Origin of the sequence: Catellatospora vulcania (assembly GCF_009720385.1) — a bacterium.
GTDB classification, from domain to species: domain Bacteria; phylum Actinomycetota; class Actinomycetes; order Mycobacteriales; family Micromonosporaceae; genus Catellatospora; species Catellatospora vulcania.
On the sequence record NZ_ML769301.1, the window covers coordinates 724,111 to 743,442 of the forward strand.

General features: G+C 71.3%; 16 protein-coding genes. 4 read left to right on the forward strand and 12 right to left on the reverse strand.

Going from position 1 to position 19,332, the window contains the following annotated elements:
* Nucleotides 1-69 precede the first annotated feature (69 nt).
* A complete protein-coding gene (locus F6W97_RS03195) occupies nucleotides 70-1,179 on the forward strand; it encodes an acyltransferase family protein (RefSeq protein WP_196278951.1) in 1,110 nt (369 codons plus the stop codon).
* An 85-nt stretch (nucleotides 1,180-1,264) separates the two neighbouring features.
* Nucleotides 1,265-2,470, forward strand: a complete 1,206-nt coding sequence (locus F6W97_RS03200; RefSeq protein WP_196278952.1) for a cation:proton antiporter domain-containing protein — start codon at nucleotides 1,265-1,267, stop codon at nucleotides 2,468-2,470.
* 49 nt (nucleotides 2,471-2,519) lie between these two features.
* On the opposite strand, the gene F6W97_RS03205 is transcribed toward F6W97_RS03200, so the two are convergent.
* The 11 genes from F6W97_RS03205 to F6W97_RS03255 all read right to left on the reverse strand — a co-directional run bounded on the left by F6W97_RS03205 (nucleotide 2,520) and on the right by F6W97_RS03255 (nucleotide 14,938).
* Nucleotides 2,520-5,279 (reverse strand): cation-translocating P-type ATPase, encoded by a 2,760-nt coding sequence (locus F6W97_RS03205; protein WP_330164952.1) that lies wholly within the window; start codon nucleotides 5,277-5,279, stop codon nucleotides 2,520-2,522.
* 67 nt (nucleotides 5,280-5,346) lie between these two features.
* A complete protein-coding gene (locus F6W97_RS03210; protein ID WP_155368565.1) occupies nucleotides 5,347-5,697 on the reverse strand; it encodes an SHOCT domain-containing protein in 351 nt (116 codons plus the stop codon).
* A gap of 25 nt (nucleotides 5,698-5,722) precedes the next feature.
* Nucleotides 5,723-6,172 (reverse strand): DUF6325 family protein, encoded by a 450-nt coding sequence (locus F6W97_RS03215; protein WP_230686364.1) that lies wholly within the window; start codon nucleotides 6,170-6,172, stop codon nucleotides 5,723-5,725.
* Nucleotides 6,173-6,302: 130 nt separating this feature from the next.
* Nucleotides 6,303-8,399 carry an amylo-alpha-1,6-glucosidase gene (locus F6W97_RS03220; RefSeq protein WP_155368566.1) on the reverse strand — a complete coding sequence of 699 codons (2,097 nt, stop codon included), beginning with the start codon at nucleotides 8,397-8,399 and terminating at the stop codon, nucleotides 6,303-6,305.
* Nucleotides 8,392-8,754, reverse strand: a complete 363-nt coding sequence (locus tag F6W97_RS03225; RefSeq protein ID WP_196278953.1) for an SCP2 sterol-binding domain-containing protein — start codon at nucleotides 8,752-8,754, stop codon at nucleotides 8,392-8,394. The genes F6W97_RS03220 and F6W97_RS03225 overlap by 8 nt, the downstream gene beginning before the upstream one ends.
* A 140-nt stretch (nucleotides 8,755-8,894) precedes the next feature.
* The gene (locus tag F6W97_RS03230) at nucleotides 8,895-10,121 is read right to left on the reverse strand and encodes a nitrate/nitrite transporter (protein WP_230686365.1); all 1,227 of its coding nucleotides are present in this window, start codon (nucleotides 10,119-10,121) and stop codon (nucleotides 8,895-8,897) included.
* On the reverse strand, nucleotides 10,118-10,420 hold the full coding sequence (locus F6W97_RS03235) for a DUF6755 family protein (RefSeq protein ID WP_155368569.1): 303 nt from the start codon (nucleotides 10,418-10,420) through the stop codon (nucleotides 10,118-10,120). Before F6W97_RS03235 ends, F6W97_RS03230 begins: the two co-directional genes overlap by 4 nt.
* Complete coding sequence (locus tag F6W97_RS03240) at nucleotides 10,417-10,947, reverse strand: QcrA and Rieske domain-containing protein (protein WP_230686366.1); 531 nt, start codon at nucleotides 10,945-10,947, stop codon at nucleotides 10,417-10,419. Before F6W97_RS03240 ends, F6W97_RS03235 begins: the two co-directional genes overlap by 4 nt.
* Nucleotides 10,948-11,002: 55 nt before the next feature.
* Nucleotides 11,003-11,653, reverse strand: a complete 651-nt coding sequence (locus F6W97_RS03245; RefSeq protein WP_155368570.1) for a 4Fe-4S dicluster domain-containing protein — start codon at nucleotides 11,651-11,653, stop codon at nucleotides 11,003-11,005.
* Nucleotides 11,650-13,935 (reverse strand): molybdopterin oxidoreductase family protein, encoded by a 2,286-nt coding sequence (locus tag F6W97_RS03250; protein ID WP_155368571.1) that lies wholly within the window; start codon nucleotides 13,933-13,935, stop codon nucleotides 11,650-11,652. The genes F6W97_RS03245 and F6W97_RS03250 overlap by 4 nt, the downstream gene beginning before the upstream one ends.
* A 1-nt stretch (nucleotide 13,936) precedes the next feature.
* The gene (locus F6W97_RS03255) at nucleotides 13,937-14,938 is read right to left on the reverse strand and encodes an MFS transporter (RefSeq protein WP_155368572.1); all 1,002 of its coding nucleotides are present in this window, start codon (nucleotides 14,936-14,938) and stop codon (nucleotides 13,937-13,939) included.
* A 264-nt stretch (nucleotides 14,939-15,202) separates the two neighbouring features.
* Here F6W97_RS03255 and F6W97_RS03260 point away from each other — a divergent pair, with 264 nt between their 5' ends.
* Entirely contained in the window at nucleotides 15,203-16,174 is a 972-nt protein-coding gene (locus F6W97_RS03260) for an endonuclease/exonuclease/phosphatase family protein (RefSeq protein ID WP_230686367.1), read from the forward strand.
* 39 nt (nucleotides 16,175-16,213) lie between these two features.
* On the opposite strand, the gene F6W97_RS03265 is transcribed toward F6W97_RS03260, so the two are convergent.
* Nucleotides 16,214-18,514, reverse strand: coding sequence for an isoamylase (locus F6W97_RS03265; protein ID WP_155368573.1), 2,301 nt, complete (start codon nucleotides 18,512-18,514; stop codon nucleotides 16,214-16,216).
* A gap of 157 nt (nucleotides 18,515-18,671) precedes the next feature.
* Here F6W97_RS03265 and F6W97_RS03270 point away from each other — a divergent pair, with 157 nt between their 5' ends.
* Complete coding sequence (locus F6W97_RS03270; RefSeq protein ID WP_230686368.1) at nucleotides 18,672-19,331, forward strand: dienelactone hydrolase family protein; 660 nt, start codon at nucleotides 18,672-18,674, stop codon at nucleotides 19,329-19,331.
* Nucleotide 19,332 lies beyond the last annotated feature (1 nt).

Below are 19,332 nucleotides of genomic sequence, written 5' to 3' on the forward strand. Positions count from 1 at the left end.
TCGGAGGGTGCGTACGACGGTGAACGGCCGATGGCGTGCGGCCGACGCCGCAAGTTAGAGTCTGCGTCCGTGACGCCACTGTCCGGCGCGATCGACCCGCGCCGCAACTCCCTCAACGCCCTGCGGCTGCTGTTCGCGGCCGCGGTGATCGTGTCCCACGCGCCGCAGGTGGCCGGGTGGCGCGACCCCTACAAGTGGGGCGATCTGGAGATCGGCGGCTGGGCGGTGGCCGGCTTCTTCGCGATCTCCGGCTGGCTGATCACGGGCAGTCGGCTGCGGCTGGACATGCGGCAGTTCCTGTGGAACCGGGTGGTGCGCATCTACCCCGGCTACTGGGCGGCGCTCGCGGTCACCGCGTTCGTGATCGCGCCGATGTCGCTGGCGTTCGACGCCGGAGCGGCCTGGGACCCGGTGTCGGCGCTGCGCTACGTGTTCGCCAACGCGACCCTGGTCGAGGTCCAGCACAAGATCCAGACCACGCTGGTGACCGCGCCCTACGACGCGACCTGGAACCTGTCGCTGTGGACGCTCATGTACGAGTTCGCCTGCTACGTCGGCGTCGGCGTGCTGCTGTCGTTCGGCTACGCGCGCCGCGAGCGCTGGGTGACCCTCGCGGTGTTCGGCGTCCTCGCCGCGGGCACGGCCGCGTTCGAGCTCACCGACGCGGACGTGCCCGGCATCGTGGGGATGAGCTTCCGGCTCGGCGGGTTCTTCCTGGCCGGGGCGGTGCTCAAGCGCTACGCCGACGTCATCCCGTCGGTGTGGTGGCTGGCCGCGGCCGCGACCGCGGTGCTCGGCGTGCTGTGGGCGACCGGCACCGTGAAGGCGTTCGCGGCGCTGCCGCTGGGCTACCTCACCATGTACCTGGGTGGGCGGCTGCCGCTGCACAAGGTCGGGCGGCGCAACGACATCTCGTACGGCGTGTACATCTACGCGTTCCCGCTGCAGCAGTTGCTCGCGATGGCCGGGGCGACCGCCTGGGGCGTGGTCGGCTACATCGCCGCGACCCTGGTGGCGGTCGTGCCGTTCGCGGCGGCGAGCTGGTTCGCCGTGGAGAGGCCCGCGCTGCGGTTCAAGGACCTCGGCCGCCGCGGGACCGCAGTCCCCGCCGCGCCGAGTGCTCCGGCCCAGCCCGTGGCTGCTGACGTGACCATGGAGATCCCGGTCGCCCGGCCGTGACGTCGCCTGCGGGTGTCCACCTCGGATGACACAATGAATCGGTGACATTTCCGGGCAGATCACCCGCTCCCGCCGTGGGGTGCCCGTGTACGGGCTGATCGGCCTGGCGGTGGTGCTGATCGCCTGGGCGGCGGTGTCGGCGCGCGCGGCGCGGTACAGCGTCACCGTCCCGATCGCGCTGCTGCTGGCGGGCCTGCTGCTGGCGGGCGGCGACGACGCGCCGGTCCACGTGGACGTGTTCTCGCCGGCCGTGCAGCACCTGCTGCAGCTCACGCTCGCCCTGATCCTGTTCACCGACGCCACCGAGATCAGCCTGCGCCGCCTGTGGTCGGCGGGCCGCCTGCCACTGCGGCTGCTGCTCGTCGGCTTCCCGCTGACCGTGCTGGCCGGCGTCGTGGCCGGCACGGCCCTGTTCCCGCACGCGAGCGTATGGGTCATCGCCCTGGTCGCGGCCGCGCTGACCGCCACCGACGCGAGCCTGGCGTCCGTGCTCGTGCGCGACGAGCGCATCCCGCACGAACTGCGCACGGCGGTGACGGTCGAGAGCGGTCTCAACGACGGCCTGGCGGCTCCGCTCGTGGTCTTCTTCGCCGCCGCGGCCGCGGCCGCGGGAACCGAACGCGGCCCCGGCGCCGTGCTCGGCCACACGATCGCCGAACTGGTGATCGCGCTGGTGGTGGGCGTGGCCGCGGGAGCGGGCGCGGGATGGCTGCTCCGGTGGGCACGACGGCGGGGGTGGAGCGCGGCGCGGTCGGAGCGGCTGGCCTACCTGGCGATCGGGGTGCTGGTCTTCGAGGCGACCCATGCGCTGCACGGCAACGGCATCGTCGCGGCGTTCGTCGCGGGTCTGTCCGTCCGGGCGGTCGACCGGGACCTGCCCGAGAAACACCTGCAGACCTCGCACGACGTGGTCGCGCTGCTGTCGGCGGGGGTCTGGTTCGCCTTCGGCTCGCTGATCCCGCGCACCCTGGCCGACCTCGCGACCTGGCGTGTCCTGCTGTACGCCTTGCTGAGCCTCACCGTCGTGCGGATGCTGCCGGTCGCGCTGAGCCTGGTCGGGCTGCGCCGCTACCCGCGCGAGGTGTGGCTGCTGTCCTGGCTCGGCCCGCGCGGGCTGCCCAGCGTGATCTTCGCACTGATCGGCGCGCAGCAGCTCACCGGCGTGCCCGCGCAGCTGGCGGTCAGCCTCATCATGGCCACGGTCCTGCTGAGCGTGCTGGCCCACGGGCTGTCGGCGATCCCGATCGCCGAGCGGTGGAGCAGCCCGGCGCCGGTGGCACCGCCGCGCTGATGCCCGTGCGCAGGCGGTGTGGGGGAGACCCCACACCGGCGGTCGAGACCTACGCGGCGACCTTGTCGGCCACCGGCTCGACCCGGGGCGCCGCGGGACTCGGCGCGCGGTGGCGGATCACGACCTTGATGAGTTCCTCGACGACCAGCAGGGTCAGCGCGATCGCGATGGCGGTGCACCACAGCCGCAGGCTGAGGCCCGTGGTGCCGAAGATGCGCTCCAGCGGGTCGAGCAGGGTGACCACGATGATCCCGAGCAGCGCCAAGCCGTAGCGGCGCAGTTGCGCGCGCCCGGGGATGGCCGACCGGTCGAAGATCGTGCCGTGCTGGTCGCGCGACAGCAGCCCGGCTACCAGGTGGAACAGTGACAGCGTGGTCAGCAGCATGGTGGCGCCGGCGACCGCCCCGCCGTGCGCGTGCCCGATCTGGTACGCCCACAGCGACCCGACCGTCATCACGAAGCCCTGCACGCACAGCCGCACCCAGTTGGCCCTGGACAGCACCGGAGTGCCCACCGGGCGGGGTGGCCGGCGCATCAGACCGGCGGTCGGCTCGTCGAACCCCAGCGCGATCGCGATCGGGATGTCGATCACCATGTTGATCCACAGGATCTGCAGCGGGTTGAGCGGCGTGCCCGCGGCGATGTTCAGCAGGCCCGCGCCGATGAAGATCGCGATGTACGCGACCAGCGTCGACATCTGGAACCGCAGGTACTTGAGCAGGTTGTCATAGAGGCCGCGGCCGTACTCGACGGCCTTGACGATGGTGGCGAAGTTGTCGTCGGTGAGGATCATGACCGCGGCTTCCTTGGACACCTCCGTGCCGGTGATGCCCATGGCCACCCCGATGTCGGCGGCTTTGAGCGCCGGGGCGTCGTTGACGCCGTCGCCGGTCATCGACACGACGTTGCCGCTGGCCTTGAGCAGGCGCACCAGCCGCAGCTTGTCCTCGGGGGCGACCCGGGCGATCACGCCGAGCTGCGGCAGCTGCGCCAGCAGCTCCTCGTCGCTCATCGCCGCGAACTCGGTGCCGGTGACGGCGCGGCCCTCGATGCCCAGCTCCCTGGCGATGGCCGCGGCGGTGGTCGCGTGGTCGCCGGTGATCATCCGGACCCGGATGCCGGCGCTGCGGCACTCGGCGATCGCGGCCTTCGCCTCGGGCCGGGGCGGGTCCACGATGCCGACCATGGCCAGCAGCGTGAGGTCGCGTACCTGCTCGATCAGGTTCGCGGACGGGTCGAACGACGCCGGGTCGAAGTCGCGCCGGGCGACCACCATGACCCGTTCGCCGGCCGCCGCGATGCGGTCGTTGGCCTCTTCGGCCAGGTGCCGGTTGGCGTCGGTGACGGCCGTGAGGGTCCCGTCCGGGCTGCGGTACGTCGTGGCGCGGGCGATCAGCACGTCCGGCGCGCCCTTCACGTAGCAGCGGACCACCGGCTCGCCGTCGTCGCCGGTCATCCGGTGGAACGTGGCCATGAACTTGTAGTCGGAGTCGAACGGCGCCTCGGCGATGCGGGGGTAGGCGCGGCGGGTCTCGTCCAGGTCCAGCCCGCCCTTCGCGGCGAGCACGATCAGGGCGCCCTCGGTCGGGTCGCCGATCAGGTTCTCGCCGTCGAGCACGGCGTCCGCGCACAGCGCCATCGGCAGCAGGTACGGGTCCAGGTCGAAGCGCTCGCCGCCGACGTGCCTGATCTCGCCGTCGGTGCGGTAGCCCTCGCCGCTGACGGTGAACCGGTTCTGCCCGGGGATGGCCAGCTCGCGTGCCGTCATCTTGTTCAGGGTGAGGGTGCCGGTCTTGTCGGAGCAGATCACCGACGTCGAGCCGAGCGTCTCCACGGCGGGCAGGCGTTTGACGATCGCGTTGCGGCGGGCGATCTCGCGGGTGCCGATGGACAGCAGCGCGGTGACGACCGCGGGCAGGCCGGTCGGGATCGCGGCGACGGCCAGCGCGACGCCGGTGATGAACAGGGTGTCGAACGACTCGCCCCGGGCCAGGCCGATGAGCACGACCAGGGCCAGGGCGATGCCCGCGATCGTGGCGATGATCTTCGAGAGGCTGTCGAGCTGCTTCTGCAGCGGCGTCTTGTCCTGCTCGGTGCCGGCCAGCAGGTGGGCGATGTGGCCGATCTCGGTGCCCATGCCGGTGGCGGTCACGATCATCTCGCCGCGGCCGCGGGTGACCGAGGTGTTCATGTACGCCATGCAGACCCGGTCGCCCAGCGGCACGTCCTGCCCGGCGACCGGGTCCGGGCTCTTGCCGACCGGCAGGCTCTCGCCGGTCAGCGCCGCCTCCTCGATCTCCAGCGTCGCCGCGACGCAGATCCGCCCGTCGGCGGGCACCAGGTTGCCCGCCTCCATGAGCACGACGTCGCCGGGCACCAGCTGCGCGGCGTCGACCTCGACGGCCTGACCGTCGCGGCGCACCCGGGCCACCGTCTTGAGCATCTGGGCCAGCGCCCGCACGCTCTCCTCGGCCTTGGCCTCCTGGCGCAGCCCGACCACCGCGTTGAACACGGTCAGCCCGGCCAGCACCAGGGTGGTGCCCCACTCGCGGGTGACCAGCTGGTTGACCACCGCCGCGGCGAGCAGCACGAGCTGCATGAAGTCGCGGTACTGGCGCAGGAACGCCGCGACCGCCGACTCCTTCTTCGTGGCGGTCAGCCGGTTCGGCCCGTGCTCGCGTATCCGGTCGGCCGCCTCCGCCGCGGTGAGCCCGCGGTCCACGGTGACCCCGAACGACTCCGCGACCTCCGGCACCGTCCTGCCGTACCACGGCTCTGCAACGGGCACGGTCTTCTGAGCACCGGTCACGGTGACTCGCTCTCTCGCATGGGCGCACCCGCCGGACCCGGCGCGTGCACCCGGGCCGGGCCGGCGGTCAGCCGGCCAGGATCGCGGCCTTCTGCTGCTCGAACTCAGCGTCGGACAGCACGCCCGAGGCCTTGAGATCGGCGAGCGTCTTCAGCTGCGCGAGCTTGGCGTCCATCCCGCCCCCGGCGGGCGCCTGCGGCGCGGCCTGCTGCTGATACGCCTGCTGCTGGGCCAGCTGCTGCTGGTAAGCCTGCTGCTGCTGGTACGCGGCCTGATCGGCGTACGCCTGCTGCTGCGCCGCCTGCTCGTCCTCCTGGCTCGCCCACCGGCCGGCCTGCCGCCGCGACACGCGGTTGGACACCGCCGTCGCCGTGCCGGCCACCACCGCCGTGCGCGCGACCCCTCGAAGCAGTCCCATGGTCATCCCCCGTTTCGGTAATGCGCTAAGCGCCGGACTCCGCCGCGGCCAGCAGCGCCTGCACCGGGATCCGGCCGCTGGCGACCATCTGCGCCCCGCCGCGGCGCCACGCCCTGGCCAGCGGCGCCGCCCAGGTGTTCTCGTAGAGGATCAGGCCGGCCGAGTTGCCCGGCTCGATCGCGTTGGCCGCCTCGTTCAGGTCGTCCCGGTCGAGCAGCCCGGACGCCGCGCCCTGGAACACCGCGAACTCGCGTGCGCCGGTGGCGTCCATGTCCTCGACGGCCACGGCGGTGACCGTGCCGTCGGTGTCCTTGCGGATGAAGGCGAGGTCGAGGATGCGGATGACGCCGCGATCCACCAGGTCCAGCAGCAGCGGGATGCCCTCGCCGGTCATCTTGTTGCCCGGGAACTCGATCACCACGTAGTCGATCGGGCCCATTTCCTCGAACTCGCTCACGTCATCGGTCTGGCTCATGTCATGCCTCCCAAGCAGCGTTGTGACCGCCCGCCCCGCGCCCGTGCCTGCATCGTAGGCACGGGCCGGGTCGCGGCGAGCGTGAATCGGCAAGGCGGCCGACCGTCCCGGCGGTGGCCGACCGCCCCGGTCATACCGTCGCCGCGGATCGCTTCCGCTTGGCGGCGGTGCCGAGTTCGGGACGTCCCCGGCCCTGGCGGTCGGTGTGCAGCAGCCCGCGGCCGAACGCGTCGACCCGGCCCCAGCGGCCCGGGATGCCCAGCAGTTCGATCTGGCCGATGCCCATGGGCAGCGCCGCGTCGACGACCAGGCTGTCCTCCAGCGGCTGCAGGCCCAGCATGGTCCGCAGCAGCAGCAGGGGAGCGCCCGTCGACCAGGCCTGCGGGCTGCACGCCGTCGGATACTGCACCGGGTACTTGGTCGCCTCGCGCGGGTAGCCGCCGAACGCCTCCGGCAGGCGGCCGTCGAAGTACTCGGCCGCGTCGAGGATGCCGGCGGCGATCTGCGCCGCCTCCTTCTTGAAGCCGTAGCGGCGCAGGCCCCAGGCGATGAACGAGCAGTCGAACGGCCACACCGTGCCGACGTGGTAGCCGATCGGGTTGTACCGCTTCTCGCCCAGGGCCAGGGTGCGCACGCCCCACCCGGAGAACAGCCGGGGCCCCATCAGGTGCCGGGCCACCGCGCGGGCGCGCGACTGCGGGACGATGCCGCTCCACAGTAGGTGGCCGATGTTCGAGGTCAGCACGTCGACCTGCTTGCCCTCGGTGTCCAGCGCCAGCGCGTAGTACTCGCCGTCGGCGACCCAGTAGTCCTTGTTGAACCGGCGCTTGAGGTCCGCGGCCTGCTTCTCCAGCTTGTTCGCGTAGTCGGGGTCCTTCCATACCAACCGCGCCAGGCGCGCCCCGCGCATCCGGGCGTCGTAGGCGTAGCCCTGCAGCTCGCAGGTGGCGCGCGGGAAACCGGGCAGGCTGCCGTCGGAGTAGGAGATGGAGTCCCAGGAGTCCTTCCAGCACTGGTTCTCCAGGCCCGACTTCTCGTTGCGCCGCTGGTACCAGACGTAGCCGTTGCCGAGCAGGTCGGCGTACTCGTCGACCCAGCGCAGCGCGGCGCGGGCCTCCAGTTCCAGGTCGCGTACCAACGCCTTGTCGCCGGTCCAGCGCTCGTACTCGTCGAGCAGCACCACGAACAGCGCGGTGGCGTCGGCGTTGCCGTAGTACGGGCTGTGCGGCTGCTCCTGGAACGCCGCCGACTCGCCGTAGCGGATCTCGTGCAGGATCCGGCCCGGGTCCTCGTCGCGGAAGTCGTCGAACCGGCTGCCCTGGCGGGCCGCCAGCTCCCGCAGCGTGGTGGCGGCGAGTTCCGGCGCGAACGGCAGTGCCTGCAGGCTGGTGAAGATGCTGTCCCGGCCGAACATGGTCATGAACCAGGGCAGGCCAGCGGCGGGCAGGCTGCGCCCGGCCGAGGTCAGCGGGGAGAAGCGCAGCGCCGCCAGGTCGATCAGGCTGCGCCGGTAGGTGCGCCGCAGCGGTTCCCACTCGCACTCCAGTTTCGGTGCGCCCTCCAGCCAGCGGTCCAGGTCCTCGCCCATGTCCTCGGCCGCCTTGGGGCCGCCGAGCCGGGTGCGCTTGCCGTCGCGGCCGATGAGGATCGGCGTGACGTGCAGCTCACACGTCCAGGGCACCTGAGGTTCGACCCGGATCTTGTAGGTGAGGCCGTGCTTGTCCATCTTCGCGCGCGGTTCTGAGGTGATCTCCGTGGCGCGGTGGAAGGTGTCGCGTCGATAGCCGAAGACCAGCCGGTCGCGCTCGACGCTGTGGTACAGCTCGCCCTTCTTGCCTTCGTTGTTCTTGACGTCGAACAGGTCGGAGAAGTCGCTGCCCGCCTCCATGTGCACGGTCAGCTCGACGGCCTTCTCGCCGTGATTGAGCACCGCCAGCCGCTCTTTGAAGCCGTCGGTGACCGTGCGCTGCCGCATCACGGACAGTTGTGCGTCGATGTACACGGTGCCGCCGCCGGGGGCGAGGAAGAACCTGGTCTCGAAGTACTGCAGGTCGTCGACGGACAGGGTGCCCAGCCGCTGGCCGTCGACGGTCAGCACCCAGGTCGACAGGAACCGGGTGTCCCAGGCGAACAGCCCGGACGGGTCGGTGCGGGACGCCTCGATGTCGCCCCGGTCGTCGCTGACGACGAAGGTGTTGCCGTTGAGGATGCGCACCTGTTCAGCCACGGCCGACCGCCGAAGGGTGGGTGCTGCGCATCGGGCCGGTGAAGACGCGCTGGAAGAGCAGCAGCAGCTCCGGGTCGCCGCCGGCTTCGAGCGCTCCGCGCAGCAGCGCCGCGAACGCGTTGTCCTTGCCGGTGACGATGTTCTCGAACACGTCGGTGTCGGCCTCGACCGAGCAGTCGGCCTTCTGGTTGCGCCGCGACACGGCGAACGTGCCGTGGTCGATCGTCACGAACCAGCGCTGGACCTTGCCTTTCGCGCCGATGTCGAACCGGATACTGCCTGAGCTGCGCCTTAGTAACGGCTCCTCGCCGCGTTGGGCGAGGTCGGCGAAGAACTGGTCGGTCGCCGTGGGCATGTGCACCATCTCCTTGGGAGGGGCGGGTCCCGGGCGCGGCGGAGAGCGAAGGTCGCCACGGTCTCATCAGGTCGCGGAGGACCGTGCGGACCCGTAGGTATGTGTTCTGAGCGTAGCCGCGACGCACCTTTCGGGAGGTTTTATCGCGTATTCAGCTTCGGTGGGACTGTCGCGTCCACCGGCGGCCGGCGGTTGCGCTGGGTCCACGTGTAGGCGAGCGCGGCCAGCGCCACCAAGGCGAGCAGCAGCAATCCGATGGTGTAACGGCCGGTGGCGCCGTAGACGGCGCCCATCACCAGGGGCGGCACGAACCCGCCGAGCCCGCCCATCGCACCGACGATGCCGGTCACCGCACCCACCTTCGGCCGCGGCACCACCTGTGCGAGCAGCGAGAACACCGCACCTGCCCCGGCGCCCAGCATGGCCGCCATGATCAGGAACGTGATCGTCGCCCACGGGTACAGCGGCGGGGCGAACGACTGCCAGGCCGCCATCACGGCCAGCACGGCCAGGCAGCAGGCCAGCACCTTGGCACCCCCGACCCGGTCGGACAGCCAGCCGCCGGGCGGCCGGAACAGCACCGCGACGAGCGTGAACCCGGCCGCCTTGAGCGCGGCGTCGCCCTGCTCCAGGCCGTACTGGCTCTGCAGGTAGGTGACCAGGTAGACGGCGAAGGAGACGTACCCGCCGAAGGTGACCGCGTACAGCGCGGACAGCGGCCAGGTCATCGGCTGGCGGGCGGCCTCGGTGAAGCGGTGGGAGAACGGCTCGGCAGGCACCGTGCGGCCGGGCGGCTCGCGCAGCACCAGCCAGGCGACGACGCCGTAGACCGCCAGCACCACCGCGCACAGGTAGAACTGGGCGTTGGGCCCGATCTCGCGCATCGGCTTGGTCAGCAGCGCGGCGATGGCGGTCCCGCCCATGCCCATGCCGATGACACCGAGCGCCAGGCCGCGTTTCGACGGCGGGAACCAGCCGTTGCCGTGCGGGATCGCCGCCGCGAACGGGGTGCCGCCGATGCCCAGGAAGAACCCGACGACCAGCATCGCCAAGTACGAGCCGCCGGCCACGGTCAGCGCGAGCACGGGCAGGATGGTCAGGAAGGCGATCGCGGGCAGCATGACCCGTGCCCCGAGCACATCGGTGAGCGCGCCGACCGGGATCCGGCCCAGCGAGCCGACCAGCACCGGCACCGCGACCAGGATGGACTGCTGCACCGAGGACAGCCCGAGCTGCTGCTTGTAGATTGCCGACAGCGGCGAGATCAGCCCCCACGCCCACGCGGTGAGCAGGAAGCCCAGCGCGGCGAGGATCAGGTTGACGTACGCCCCCCGCGGCACTCGCTCCGTGGCGGCCGGGGCGCTCACCGGTCGCGCCGTTCGCCCAGGCGCCATGCCCACAGCGCGACGAGGAACGAGGCGACTCCGAACGCGGCCGCCCACCAGGCGACCGTCGTCTGGCCCTGCATCCACGCGTTGAGCCCGACTCCGATCGCCCAGAGCTGGCCGACCAGGATGGACAGCACCAGCGCGAGCCGCCCGGACAGCATCGAGGAGCGTTCCGGGTCGGTCTCGCCACCCGCGCCGGGTCCCGGGCCGGTGCTGCGCACCCGCGGGTCGCCGTACCCGCTGGTGGATTTGATCTGCGGGTAGCGCGCGTCGGTCATGACTGCTCCTGTTCGCCTGACAGCGCGGTGCCCACGGCCCAGATGCCGCCGTCGCGCTCCTCCAGCAGCACCCGGGGCAGGGGTCGCGGCGGCGGCCCGGCGGTCACCGCGCCGGTGCGCGGGTCGAACACGCCCTCGTGGCAGGGGCAGTACAGCTCGCCCTGCTCGCCGCGGTCGGCCCGCCACAGCACCCCGCAGGCCAGGTGCGTGCAGATCGACGAGTACGCGACCAGCGTCCCGTCGGCCATCCGCAGCGCGACGGCCCGGTCCTCCTCGCCGGGGTAGCTGAACGCCACCGACCGGCCCGGCGGCAACTGCTCGGCGACCAGCTTCGGCGGGGCTGCACCCTCGCCGTGCCGGTGGAAGATCCCCGAAGCGACCGCGATGCCGCCCGCCGCCAGGCCGCCGGACATCGTGACGGCCAGGCGCAGGTAGTCGCGGCGGCTGGTCAGCGAGTCCGCCGCGATGCGCTCCCGCAGCGCCGCGACCTCCTGTTCGGTGTGCGGGGCCCGCTCATCGACGCTCACAGTGCCGGCCTTTCGTTCGCGACTGCGGGGCTCCGCTGCGCTGTGCTCCTCGCGCTCACAGTGGCTCCCCGAGCACGTTGTCCGCCGACGGCTCCAGGTGCCCGGCCGGTTGCGGGCTGCCGGTGACCCGCGCGTGCTCGCCGGCTCCGCCGGGCAGCGGCTGATCCGGCCGTCCCTTGGGGACCACCATCGCCACGCCCGTGGAGATGATCGACCCGTCGAAGTCGAATGTGCTGGCGACTTCGACGCCGGGCCGCTCGGCGCGCAGCTCTTCGAGGGTGCCGTAGAAGATGGAACCGGTCGGGCACACCGTGGCGCACATCGGGGCCAGCCCGTACGACGTCCGGTCGTAGCACAGGTTGCACTTGAACTGGAGCTTCGCTTCCAGGTCGATCTTCGGCACGCCCATCGGGCAGGCGTTGACGCAGTTGCCGCAGCCGATGCAGCGGCTCTTGTCCGCGTCGTGCACCACCCCGTCCGGGGTGACCAGGATGGCCTCGGCCGGGCACACCTGCGCGCACGGCGCGACGGGATCCTCGCAGTGCATGCACACCGTCGGGCTGGACGCGACGCTGCCGCCCTGGTCCAGATAGTCCAGATGGATCATCGACTTGCCGCGGTGCGAGTCGCACTCCCGGCACGCCGACACGCAGGCCTGGCAGCCGATGCAGCGGCCCGGATCGATCACGATGGTGCGTCCCATCATGGCTGTGACGTGCCCCTTCCCTGCGACGAGGTGGGTGGCTGCAGCTCACCGCGCGAGCGCTGGGTGTCGGCGTACGGCTCCCGCCCCGGCGGCATCGGCGGCGCGGGCACCACGGTGACCGCGTCGGCCGGCTCGATCCGGCAGGCGCACACCTTGTACTCGGGGATCTTGGAGCGCGGGTCGAGCGCGTCGATGGTCAGCTCGTTGGCCGCCACCGGGTACGGCCAGTGGTACGGCACGAACACCGTGTCGGGCCGGATCGCCTCGGTGACCAGCGCCGGGAACGTCGCGGCACCGCGCCGGGTGACCACGGTGACCGCGTCGCCGTTGGCGAACCCGTGCGAGGGGTGCACCTCCACCCATGGCCGCGGCGTCTGCTCGACAAGCCCGCCCAGCCGCCGGGTCTGGTTGCCCGACAGGAAGTGCGCCACGGTCCGGCCCGTGGTCAGCGACATCGGGAACGTGTCGTCATAGGGGTCCGCGGGCGGGTGCCAGCGCACCGCCTGCAGGTGGACCTTGCCGTCGGCGTGGTACGTGCGCCCGCCCTCGAACAGCCGCGGCGTGCCCGGATGGTCCAGGTCGGGGCAGGGCCAGGCGATGCCGCCGGTCTCGTCGAGCCGCGCGTACGTGATGCCGTAGTAGTCGTTGACCGTGCCCCGCGAGGCGATCCGCAGCTCCTCGAACACCTGCTCGGAGTTCGCGAACTCGAACTTGTCCCCGGCGCCGAGCCGCCTGGCCAGCTCGCACAGCACCCAGGTGTCGGTGCGCACCCCGGGCAGCGGCTCCTGGGCCTTGCGGTGGCGCACCACCCGGGCCTCGGCGTTGGCCATCACCCCGTCGTCCTCGGCCCAGCTCGTCACCGGCAGCACCAGGTGCGCGTTGGCGGCGGTCTCGGACAGGAAGAAGTCGCACTGGGCGTGGAACTCCAGGGCGTCGTACCCCTCCTTGACCACGTGGTAGTTCGGCAGCGACACGAACGGGTTGTTGCACATGCCGAACAGGCCGCGGATCTCGCCGCGGCGCATCTGGTGCACCATCTCCATCATCGAGGTGCCTGCCTGCGGCAGGTCCTCGACGTCGATGCCCCAGATGTTCGCGACCTGCATCCGGTGCACGGGGTCGCTGATGTTGCGGCCGCCGGGCAGCATGTCCGACTTCTGGCCGTGCTCGCGCCCGCCCTGCCCGTTGCCCTGCCCGGTGATGGTCCCGTAGCCGGCCCCGGGCTTGCCGAGGTTGCCGGTGGCCACACACAGGTTGATCACGGTGAGGCAGTTCTCCACGCCCTGGGTGTGGTGCTCGATGCCGCGGGCGTGCCAGGCCATCGCCTTGCCCGCGGTCGCGAACATCCGCGCCACCTGGAAGACCTGCTCGGCGGGGATGCCGCAGATCTCGGCGGTCCGCTCCGGCGGGCACTCGGCGGCGGCCGCCCGCACCTCGTCCCAGCCGGTGGTGTGCTCGGCGATGAATGCTTCGTCGGTCAGGCCCTCGGTGACGATCACGTGCAGCACGGCGTTGAAGAACGCGGCGTCGGTGCCCGGCCGCAGCGCGACGTGGATGTCGGCGGTGCGGGCGATGCTGGTCTCCCGCGGGTCGACCACGATCATCTTCGCGCCGCGGTCGCGCGCGCCCCACAGGTACTGCGTCATCACCGGGAAGCACTCGCCCACGTTGGAGCCGGCGATCAGCAGGCAGTCGGTGAGCAGGCAGTCCGCGAACGGGTTCGCCGCCCGGTCGATGCCGAACGACAGCTTGTTCGCCCCGGCCGCGCTGACCATGCACAGCCGGCCGTTGTAGTCCACGTGCCGGGTCCGCAGCGCCACCCGCGCGAACTTGCCCACCAGGTACGTCTTCTCGGTGAACAGGCTCGCCCCGCCCAGCATGCCGAACGCGTCGCGGCCGTGCTCGGCCTGGATGCGCTGGATGTGCTCGGCGGTCACGTCGAGGGCCTGCTCCCAGGACACCGGCCGCAGGTCGTCGGCGCGGCTCTTGCGGTACAGCGGCGCGGTCAACCGGTCCGGATGATTGACCTGCTGGTAGGCGTTGAGGCCCTTCGGGCACAGCCGCATCCGGTTGATGTCGTGGTCGCGGGGCTCGACGCCGAACACCTTGCCGTCGTGCACCCGCAGGTACATGCCGCACTGCACGCCGCAGAAGCAGCAGTGCGTCGGGACGAGGGTCTCCTCGCCCCGGATCGCCCGCCACTTGTCGGCCGGCAGCCCGCCCGCGTCGCGGAACCGGCCGGTGCCCGGCGGGGTGATGTTCGGGTCGAGGGGGATGGTCATGTCAGAACCCCGGCTTCACGGTCGTGCGGTAGGCCTGCCCGCGCCGCAGCCGCTTGCACCGCGGGCAGACTTCGGCGAGGGAGTCGAAGTCCAGCTTCAGGTCCCGCATGGTGGCGCGCAGGTTGTCCACGTACGCCGTGGTGTCGATGGGCTCGCCGCAGTTGCGGCACTGCCTGATCTCGCCGTGCCCGGTGTACTTGAACAGCTGCATGCCGACCGCCGCCGGGCGCTGGGCGATGTGGAAGAACTTGCCGAACGGCAGGTAGAGCAGGGTCAGCACCACCGCGGCCATGTGCAGCACGGCCAGGAACTCGTAGCCGCCGCCGTGCAGGAACACGCTGGAGAACGTCAGCAGCAGCCCGGTCACCGAGATGATGATCAGCGCGAGCAGCGGCACCAGGTCGTAGCCGAAGCGCTGGCCGGTGCTCGCCTCGCGGTCGCGCATGCGCCGGATCAGGAAGTAGGTCGCGCCCGCGATGACCAGCACCGCCGCCAGGTCGAGCCCGTGGAACAGCAGCCAGCCGAGCACCGACAGAGCGTCGAACTTCACCACCCCGAAACCCCAGATGTTCATGGTGTACTGCGGCCCGGCCCCGGTGTTCGCGGTGAAGGTGAACCAGCCCCAGGTCAGCGGGAAGGTGATCGCCGCGGCCAGCAGGCAGCCCCAGAAGATCAGCTGGTGCGCCGCCCAGCGCGAGCGCGAGCGCGCGCCGAGGAACTTCTGGAAGCCGAGATACGTGGCGATCATGCGGGGCAGCGCGGTCGGCGTCCGCCGCAGGTTCTGCCAGGACAGCGCCGCTCCCCAGCCCTTGCGGAACAGCCGCCGGGCGCCGGGGGAGGAGATCCACACCATGTAGCGGTACGCGATGCCGAAGGCGAGGAACACGCTGGCGATGGCGTACGGGGCGAGCGCCGAGTCGAAGTTGTGCAGCCCCCTGCTGCCCAGGAAGATCGCCGCGCAGAGCACCAGGGCGGTGACGATGCCGACGATCACGGGCCTCATGCAGCCGATGCTATGTAATCGGCATATCCACCGTATGAGGTTTATCAGACTTATCGTCACAGATGACCCGCGTCGCGCTCACGCTCGGTGATCGCACACCGTGCGGTCGCCGTCGACCGGACTCGATCGACGGATCGGCCCGTGTGCACCTCTGTATAGCGAGAGCTGTGTTAAGACACCGTTAACCGTGGCCTGATTCTTGTCACACGGCAGAACCCGTGCACGAGAGGGGGATCCAGCCGTCCCGCCGGTAGCGTACGGACAGTGACGACTCATCTGGTGAAGGCGGCCCCGCACACCCGTACGCCCGGCCCCGGCCAGCACCGCCCCCGGTGGTACGCGGCGCTGGTCGTCATGGCCGCGCTCGCGCTGGCGGCGGTGCTGGCCGGGCACCGGCTGGTGCCCAACGTCCGCAGCGTGGGCAGCCTGCTCGACTCCGTCGCACCCCTGCTCGGCTGCGGGGTGCCGGTGCTGGCGCTCGCCGCGCTGGCCTCCCGCTCACGGGCGGCGCTGCTGGCGGTCGTCCTGCCTGCTGCCGTCTGGGCGGCGCAGTTCGGCGGCGCGCTGCTGCCGCCCCAAAGCGGTCCGGCTGAGCTGCGGGTGGTCTCGCAGAACCTCTACGCGGACAACCCCGATCCGGCGGCCACCGTCGAGGCGCTGGCCGCCGACGGGCCCGACCTCATCGCGATCCAGGAGGCCACCGAAGGAGTCGCCGCGACGGCCGCGCGGCGGCTGCGCGCGGCCTACCCGTACCACGCGGTCAGGGGCACGGTCGGCCTGCTCAGCAAGCACCCGATCGGCCGGGTGAGCAGCCTCGACAGCGAAACGAGCTGGATCCGCGGGCTGCGCGCGGTGGTCGAGGCCCCGCAGGGCGACGTCGCCGTGTACGTCGCGCACCTGCGCTCGGCGCGCCTCAACGAGACCGCCGCCCGCGACCGCAACATCCAGGCCCTGGCCGACGCGGTGCGCGCCGACGACGCGAGCCGGGTGCTCGTGCTCGGCGACCTGAACACGTCCACCGAGGACCGGTCCTTCGCCCCGCTGTCCGCCCTGTTGCGCGACGCGCAGGCCGACGCCGGGTGGGGGTTCGGCCTCACCTGGCCGTCCGCGCTGCCGGTGCTGCGCCCCGACCAGGTCCTCTACCGCGGCCTGACCGCCACCGATGCGGGAGTGCAGCGCACCCCGGGCACCGATCACCGGGCGGTGACGTCGTCGTTCGCCTTCCCGAGCAGCTGACGCCGGTCCCGTCCCGGGCGGGACGGGACCGGCGTCACCTCACTTCGCGATGAGCAGCAGCACGGCGCGGCCGCGCAGCGTGTACGCCGTCCCGGCCCCGCCGATGGCGGCCTCGGCGCCCGGCGCGGCGACCTGGTTCGCGCCCTCGGCCCACGGGGCCGTGTCGGTGACCCGGTACCACTGTTTTCCGGCCGGCGGGGCGGGCAGCGTGAAGATCACGTCGCCGGACCAGCCGTTGTAGGCGGTGTACAGCGCGCTCGCGCTGTCGCCGAACTCCGTGCCGTCGATGCGCCACGCCAGTGCGTGGTTGTTCGCGTTGCCCCAGTACGCGCCGTCAGGCGCGACGCCAGACGGGGTGAACCACTCCAGCTGCCCCAGCCCGTTGGCGTTGCCGTCGGCGGCGGTGTAGAAGTTCGCCGGTCGCAGCGCCGGGTGCGCCTTGCGGAACGCGAGCATCCGCGACGTGTACGTCTTGAAGTTCGTCTCGTCGGTCGTCAGCGACCAGTCCAGCCAGTTCGCCGACGAGTCGACGTTGTACGGGTTGTTGTTGCAGTTGACCGACCGCAGCGTCTCGTCGCCGCCGGTCATCATCGGCGTGCCGCCCGACAGCATCAGGAACGCGAACGCGTTGCGGGCCGCCTTGCGCTGGTCGGCGGCGACCCCGCCCTGGTCCCAGGAGATGTTGTCGTCGCTGCCGCCGTCCGACGGCCCGAACGGCCAGGCCTGGCCGTTGTTCTTGCCGTTGCACGAGTACAGGTCCTTCTGGGTGAACCCGTCGTGGGCCACCATGAAGTTGACCGAGTGCCACGGTTTGCGGCCGTCGTCGCCGTACAGGTCCGACGACCCCGCGAAGCGGGTGGCCAGGTCACTCGGGGTGACCGCGTCGACGCCCAGCTTGTTCTGGTCGCGGCGCAGCGTGTCGCGGTAGATGCCGTTCCACTCCGACCACGCCCCCGGGAAGTTGCCGACCTGGTAGGTGCCGGTGCCGATGGCCCACGGCTCGGCGATCCAGTCCACGCCCGCGCCGCCGCCGGCCGGGCGGGCCGGCATCTCGGCGGTGAGGCGGTTGAGCGCGGTGTTCGCGTCGGTGCGGCTGTAGCTGAAGCACCCGTGCTGGCAGGTGTTGCCCAGCACCGACGCCAGGTCGAACCGGTAGCCGTCGACGCCGAGGGTGTTCTTCCAGTACGCGATGGAGTCCACGATCAGGTTCTGCGCCGTCGGGTTGCGGGTGTTGAAGTTGTGCCCGAGCCCGGTGTTGTCCATCGACCCCTGCATGTCGGAGGTCAGCGAGTAGTAGGCCGGGTTGTCCAGCCCTCGCCAGGAGAAGATGTTGTACGTGTTCTTGTCACTGATCGCGCCGCCCTCGGCGGTGTGGTTGTAGACCACGTCGACCAGCACCTTGATGCCGGCGTCGTGGAATGCCTTCACCATGGCCTTGAACTCCTTCGTCGGACCGCCCGGCGTCTTGTCGTACGCGTAGCGCCGGTCGGGGGCGAAGTAGTTCTCGGTCATGTAGCCCCAGTAGTTGTCGCCGGTCGTGCTGCTCGGGCTGGTGTCGTTGGCGTCGTTCTGGGTCTCCTGCAGCGGCAGGAACTCCACCGCCGTGATCCCTAGCGTGGCCAGGTAGGCCGCCTTCTGTCCCGCGGCCTTGTAGGTGCCCCGCTCGGCGGCCGCGATCGAGGTGTCGGCCTTGGTCAGACCGCGCAGGTGCACCTCGTACACGATGTCGTCCTTGAAGGCCCTGGTGGGCTTGGTGCCGACGCTCGTGCTGTCGGCGGCCAGCACGATGCCCTTGGGGGCGATCGTGCCGGTGTCCACGGCCCGCTTGGCCGGGCCTGACGAGTAGTCGCCCGCCACCCCGTCGGGCAGCGCCGTGTCGTGGCTCATCTCCCGCGCGTACGGGTCCAGCAGCAGCTTGTTCGGGTTGAACCGGTTGCCGGCGGCGTCCACGTCGGCGACGAACCCGACCGACGACCCCTTCGTCCAGCTCGCGCTGTACGGCCAGTTCGGACCCCAGGCCCGGTAGCCGTAGTAGACGGTGCCGGTCACGCCCGCGGCCTGCAGCGTCGCCACGCTGACCGTGGTCGCCCAGACGTCCCCGGTGCCCTTGGTCAGCAGGTAGGACGCCTTCTCCTGCGCGCCGGTGGCGGCGGAGTAGACGTAGACGGCGATGCGGGTGGCCCGCGAGGAGTACACCCGGAAGTTCACATTGGCGCCCGAGTAGCGGCCGCCCAGCGTCAGGGTGTCGATCCCGGCCTGGGCGGGCGCGGTGGGGGAGACGAGGGACAACCCGGCGGCCACCAGCGCGGCGGCGAGCACGGACCTCCAGAGGCGACGCATGGTCTTCCTTCCCGGAACGGGGGTGGTGGCCGGGGGAGCGGCGACTGAAAATTCTTGCAAAGTGTGACCCAGATTACGTGCAAGTTTCAGGAAGGTAAAGATGCGCCATCTGTCCTCAACGCGAGCGGCGGGCCGCCGGGCGAGCAAGGATGGAGAGGTGGACGAAGGAACGTCCGGAGACAACGGAACAGCGGCCGAGGTCGTCATCCCCGTGAACGGCGCCGCGCTCCAGGCCCACCTGGCCATACCCTCGCAGGCCGCCGGCATCGTCGTGTTCGTGCACGGCAGCGGCAGCAGCCGGCACAGCCCCCGCAACCAGTACGTCGCCCGCCTGCTGCGCGACGCCGGACTCGGCACCCTCCTGTTCGACCTGCTCAACGAGTCAGAGGAGAACGACCGCGGCAACGTCTTCGACATCGGGCTGCTCGCCGGGCGGCTCACCGAGGTGCTGTCCTGGCTGCGCGCCCGGCCCGCCGCGCACGGCCTGCCGGTCGGCCTGTTCGGAGCGAGCACCGGCGCGGCCGCCGCGCTGTGGGCCGCCTCGAACGGCAACGCCGACGTCGCAGCCGTGGTCTCCCGCGGTGGCCGCCCCGACCTGGCCGGCGGCCACCTCGCCGAGGTACGCGCGCCGACGCTGCTCATCGTCGGCGGTCTCGACCACACCGTGCTGGAGCTCAACGAACGCGCCGCCGCCCAGCTGACCTGCGAGCACGCCGTCGAGATCGTGCCCGGTGCGACCCACCTGTTCCAGGAGCCCGGCACCCTCCAGCAGGCCGCCGCCCTGGCCCGCGACTGGCTCGTACGCTACGTGCGCTGAT

Excerpts from the sequence above, each read along its gene's own strand:
- F6W97_RS03245 (WP_155368570.1), bottom strand. The coding sequence starts at position 11,653 with ATGATGGGACGCACCATCGTGATCGATCCGGGCCGCTGCATCGGCTGC.
- F6W97_RS03225 (WP_196278953.1), bottom strand. The coding sequence starts at position 8,754 with ATGCCCACGGCGACCGACCAGTTCTTCGCCGACCTCGCCCAACGCGGC.
- F6W97_RS03215 (WP_230686364.1), bottom strand. The coding sequence starts at position 6,172 with ATGAGCCAGACCGATGACGTGAGCGAGTTCGAGGAAATGGGCCCGATC.
- F6W97_RS03235 (WP_155368569.1), bottom strand. The coding sequence starts at position 10,420 with ATGACCGACGCGCGCTACCCGCAGATCAAATCCACCAGCGGGTACGGC.
- F6W97_RS03265 (WP_155368573.1), bottom strand. The coding sequence starts at position 18,514 with ATGCGTCGCCTCTGGAGGTCCGTGCTCGCCGCCGCGCTGGTGGCCGCC.
- F6W97_RS03255 (WP_155368572.1), bottom strand. The coding sequence starts at position 14,938 with ATGAGGCCCGTGATCGTCGGCATCGTCACCGCCCTGGTGCTCTGCGCG.
- F6W97_RS03250 (WP_155368571.1), bottom strand. The coding sequence starts at position 13,935 with ATGACCATCCCCCTCGACCCGAACATCACCCCGCCGGGCACCGGCCGG.
- F6W97_RS03210 (WP_155368565.1), bottom strand. The coding sequence starts at position 5,697 with ATGGGACTGCTTCGAGGGGTCGCGCGCACGGCGGTGGTGGCCGGCACG.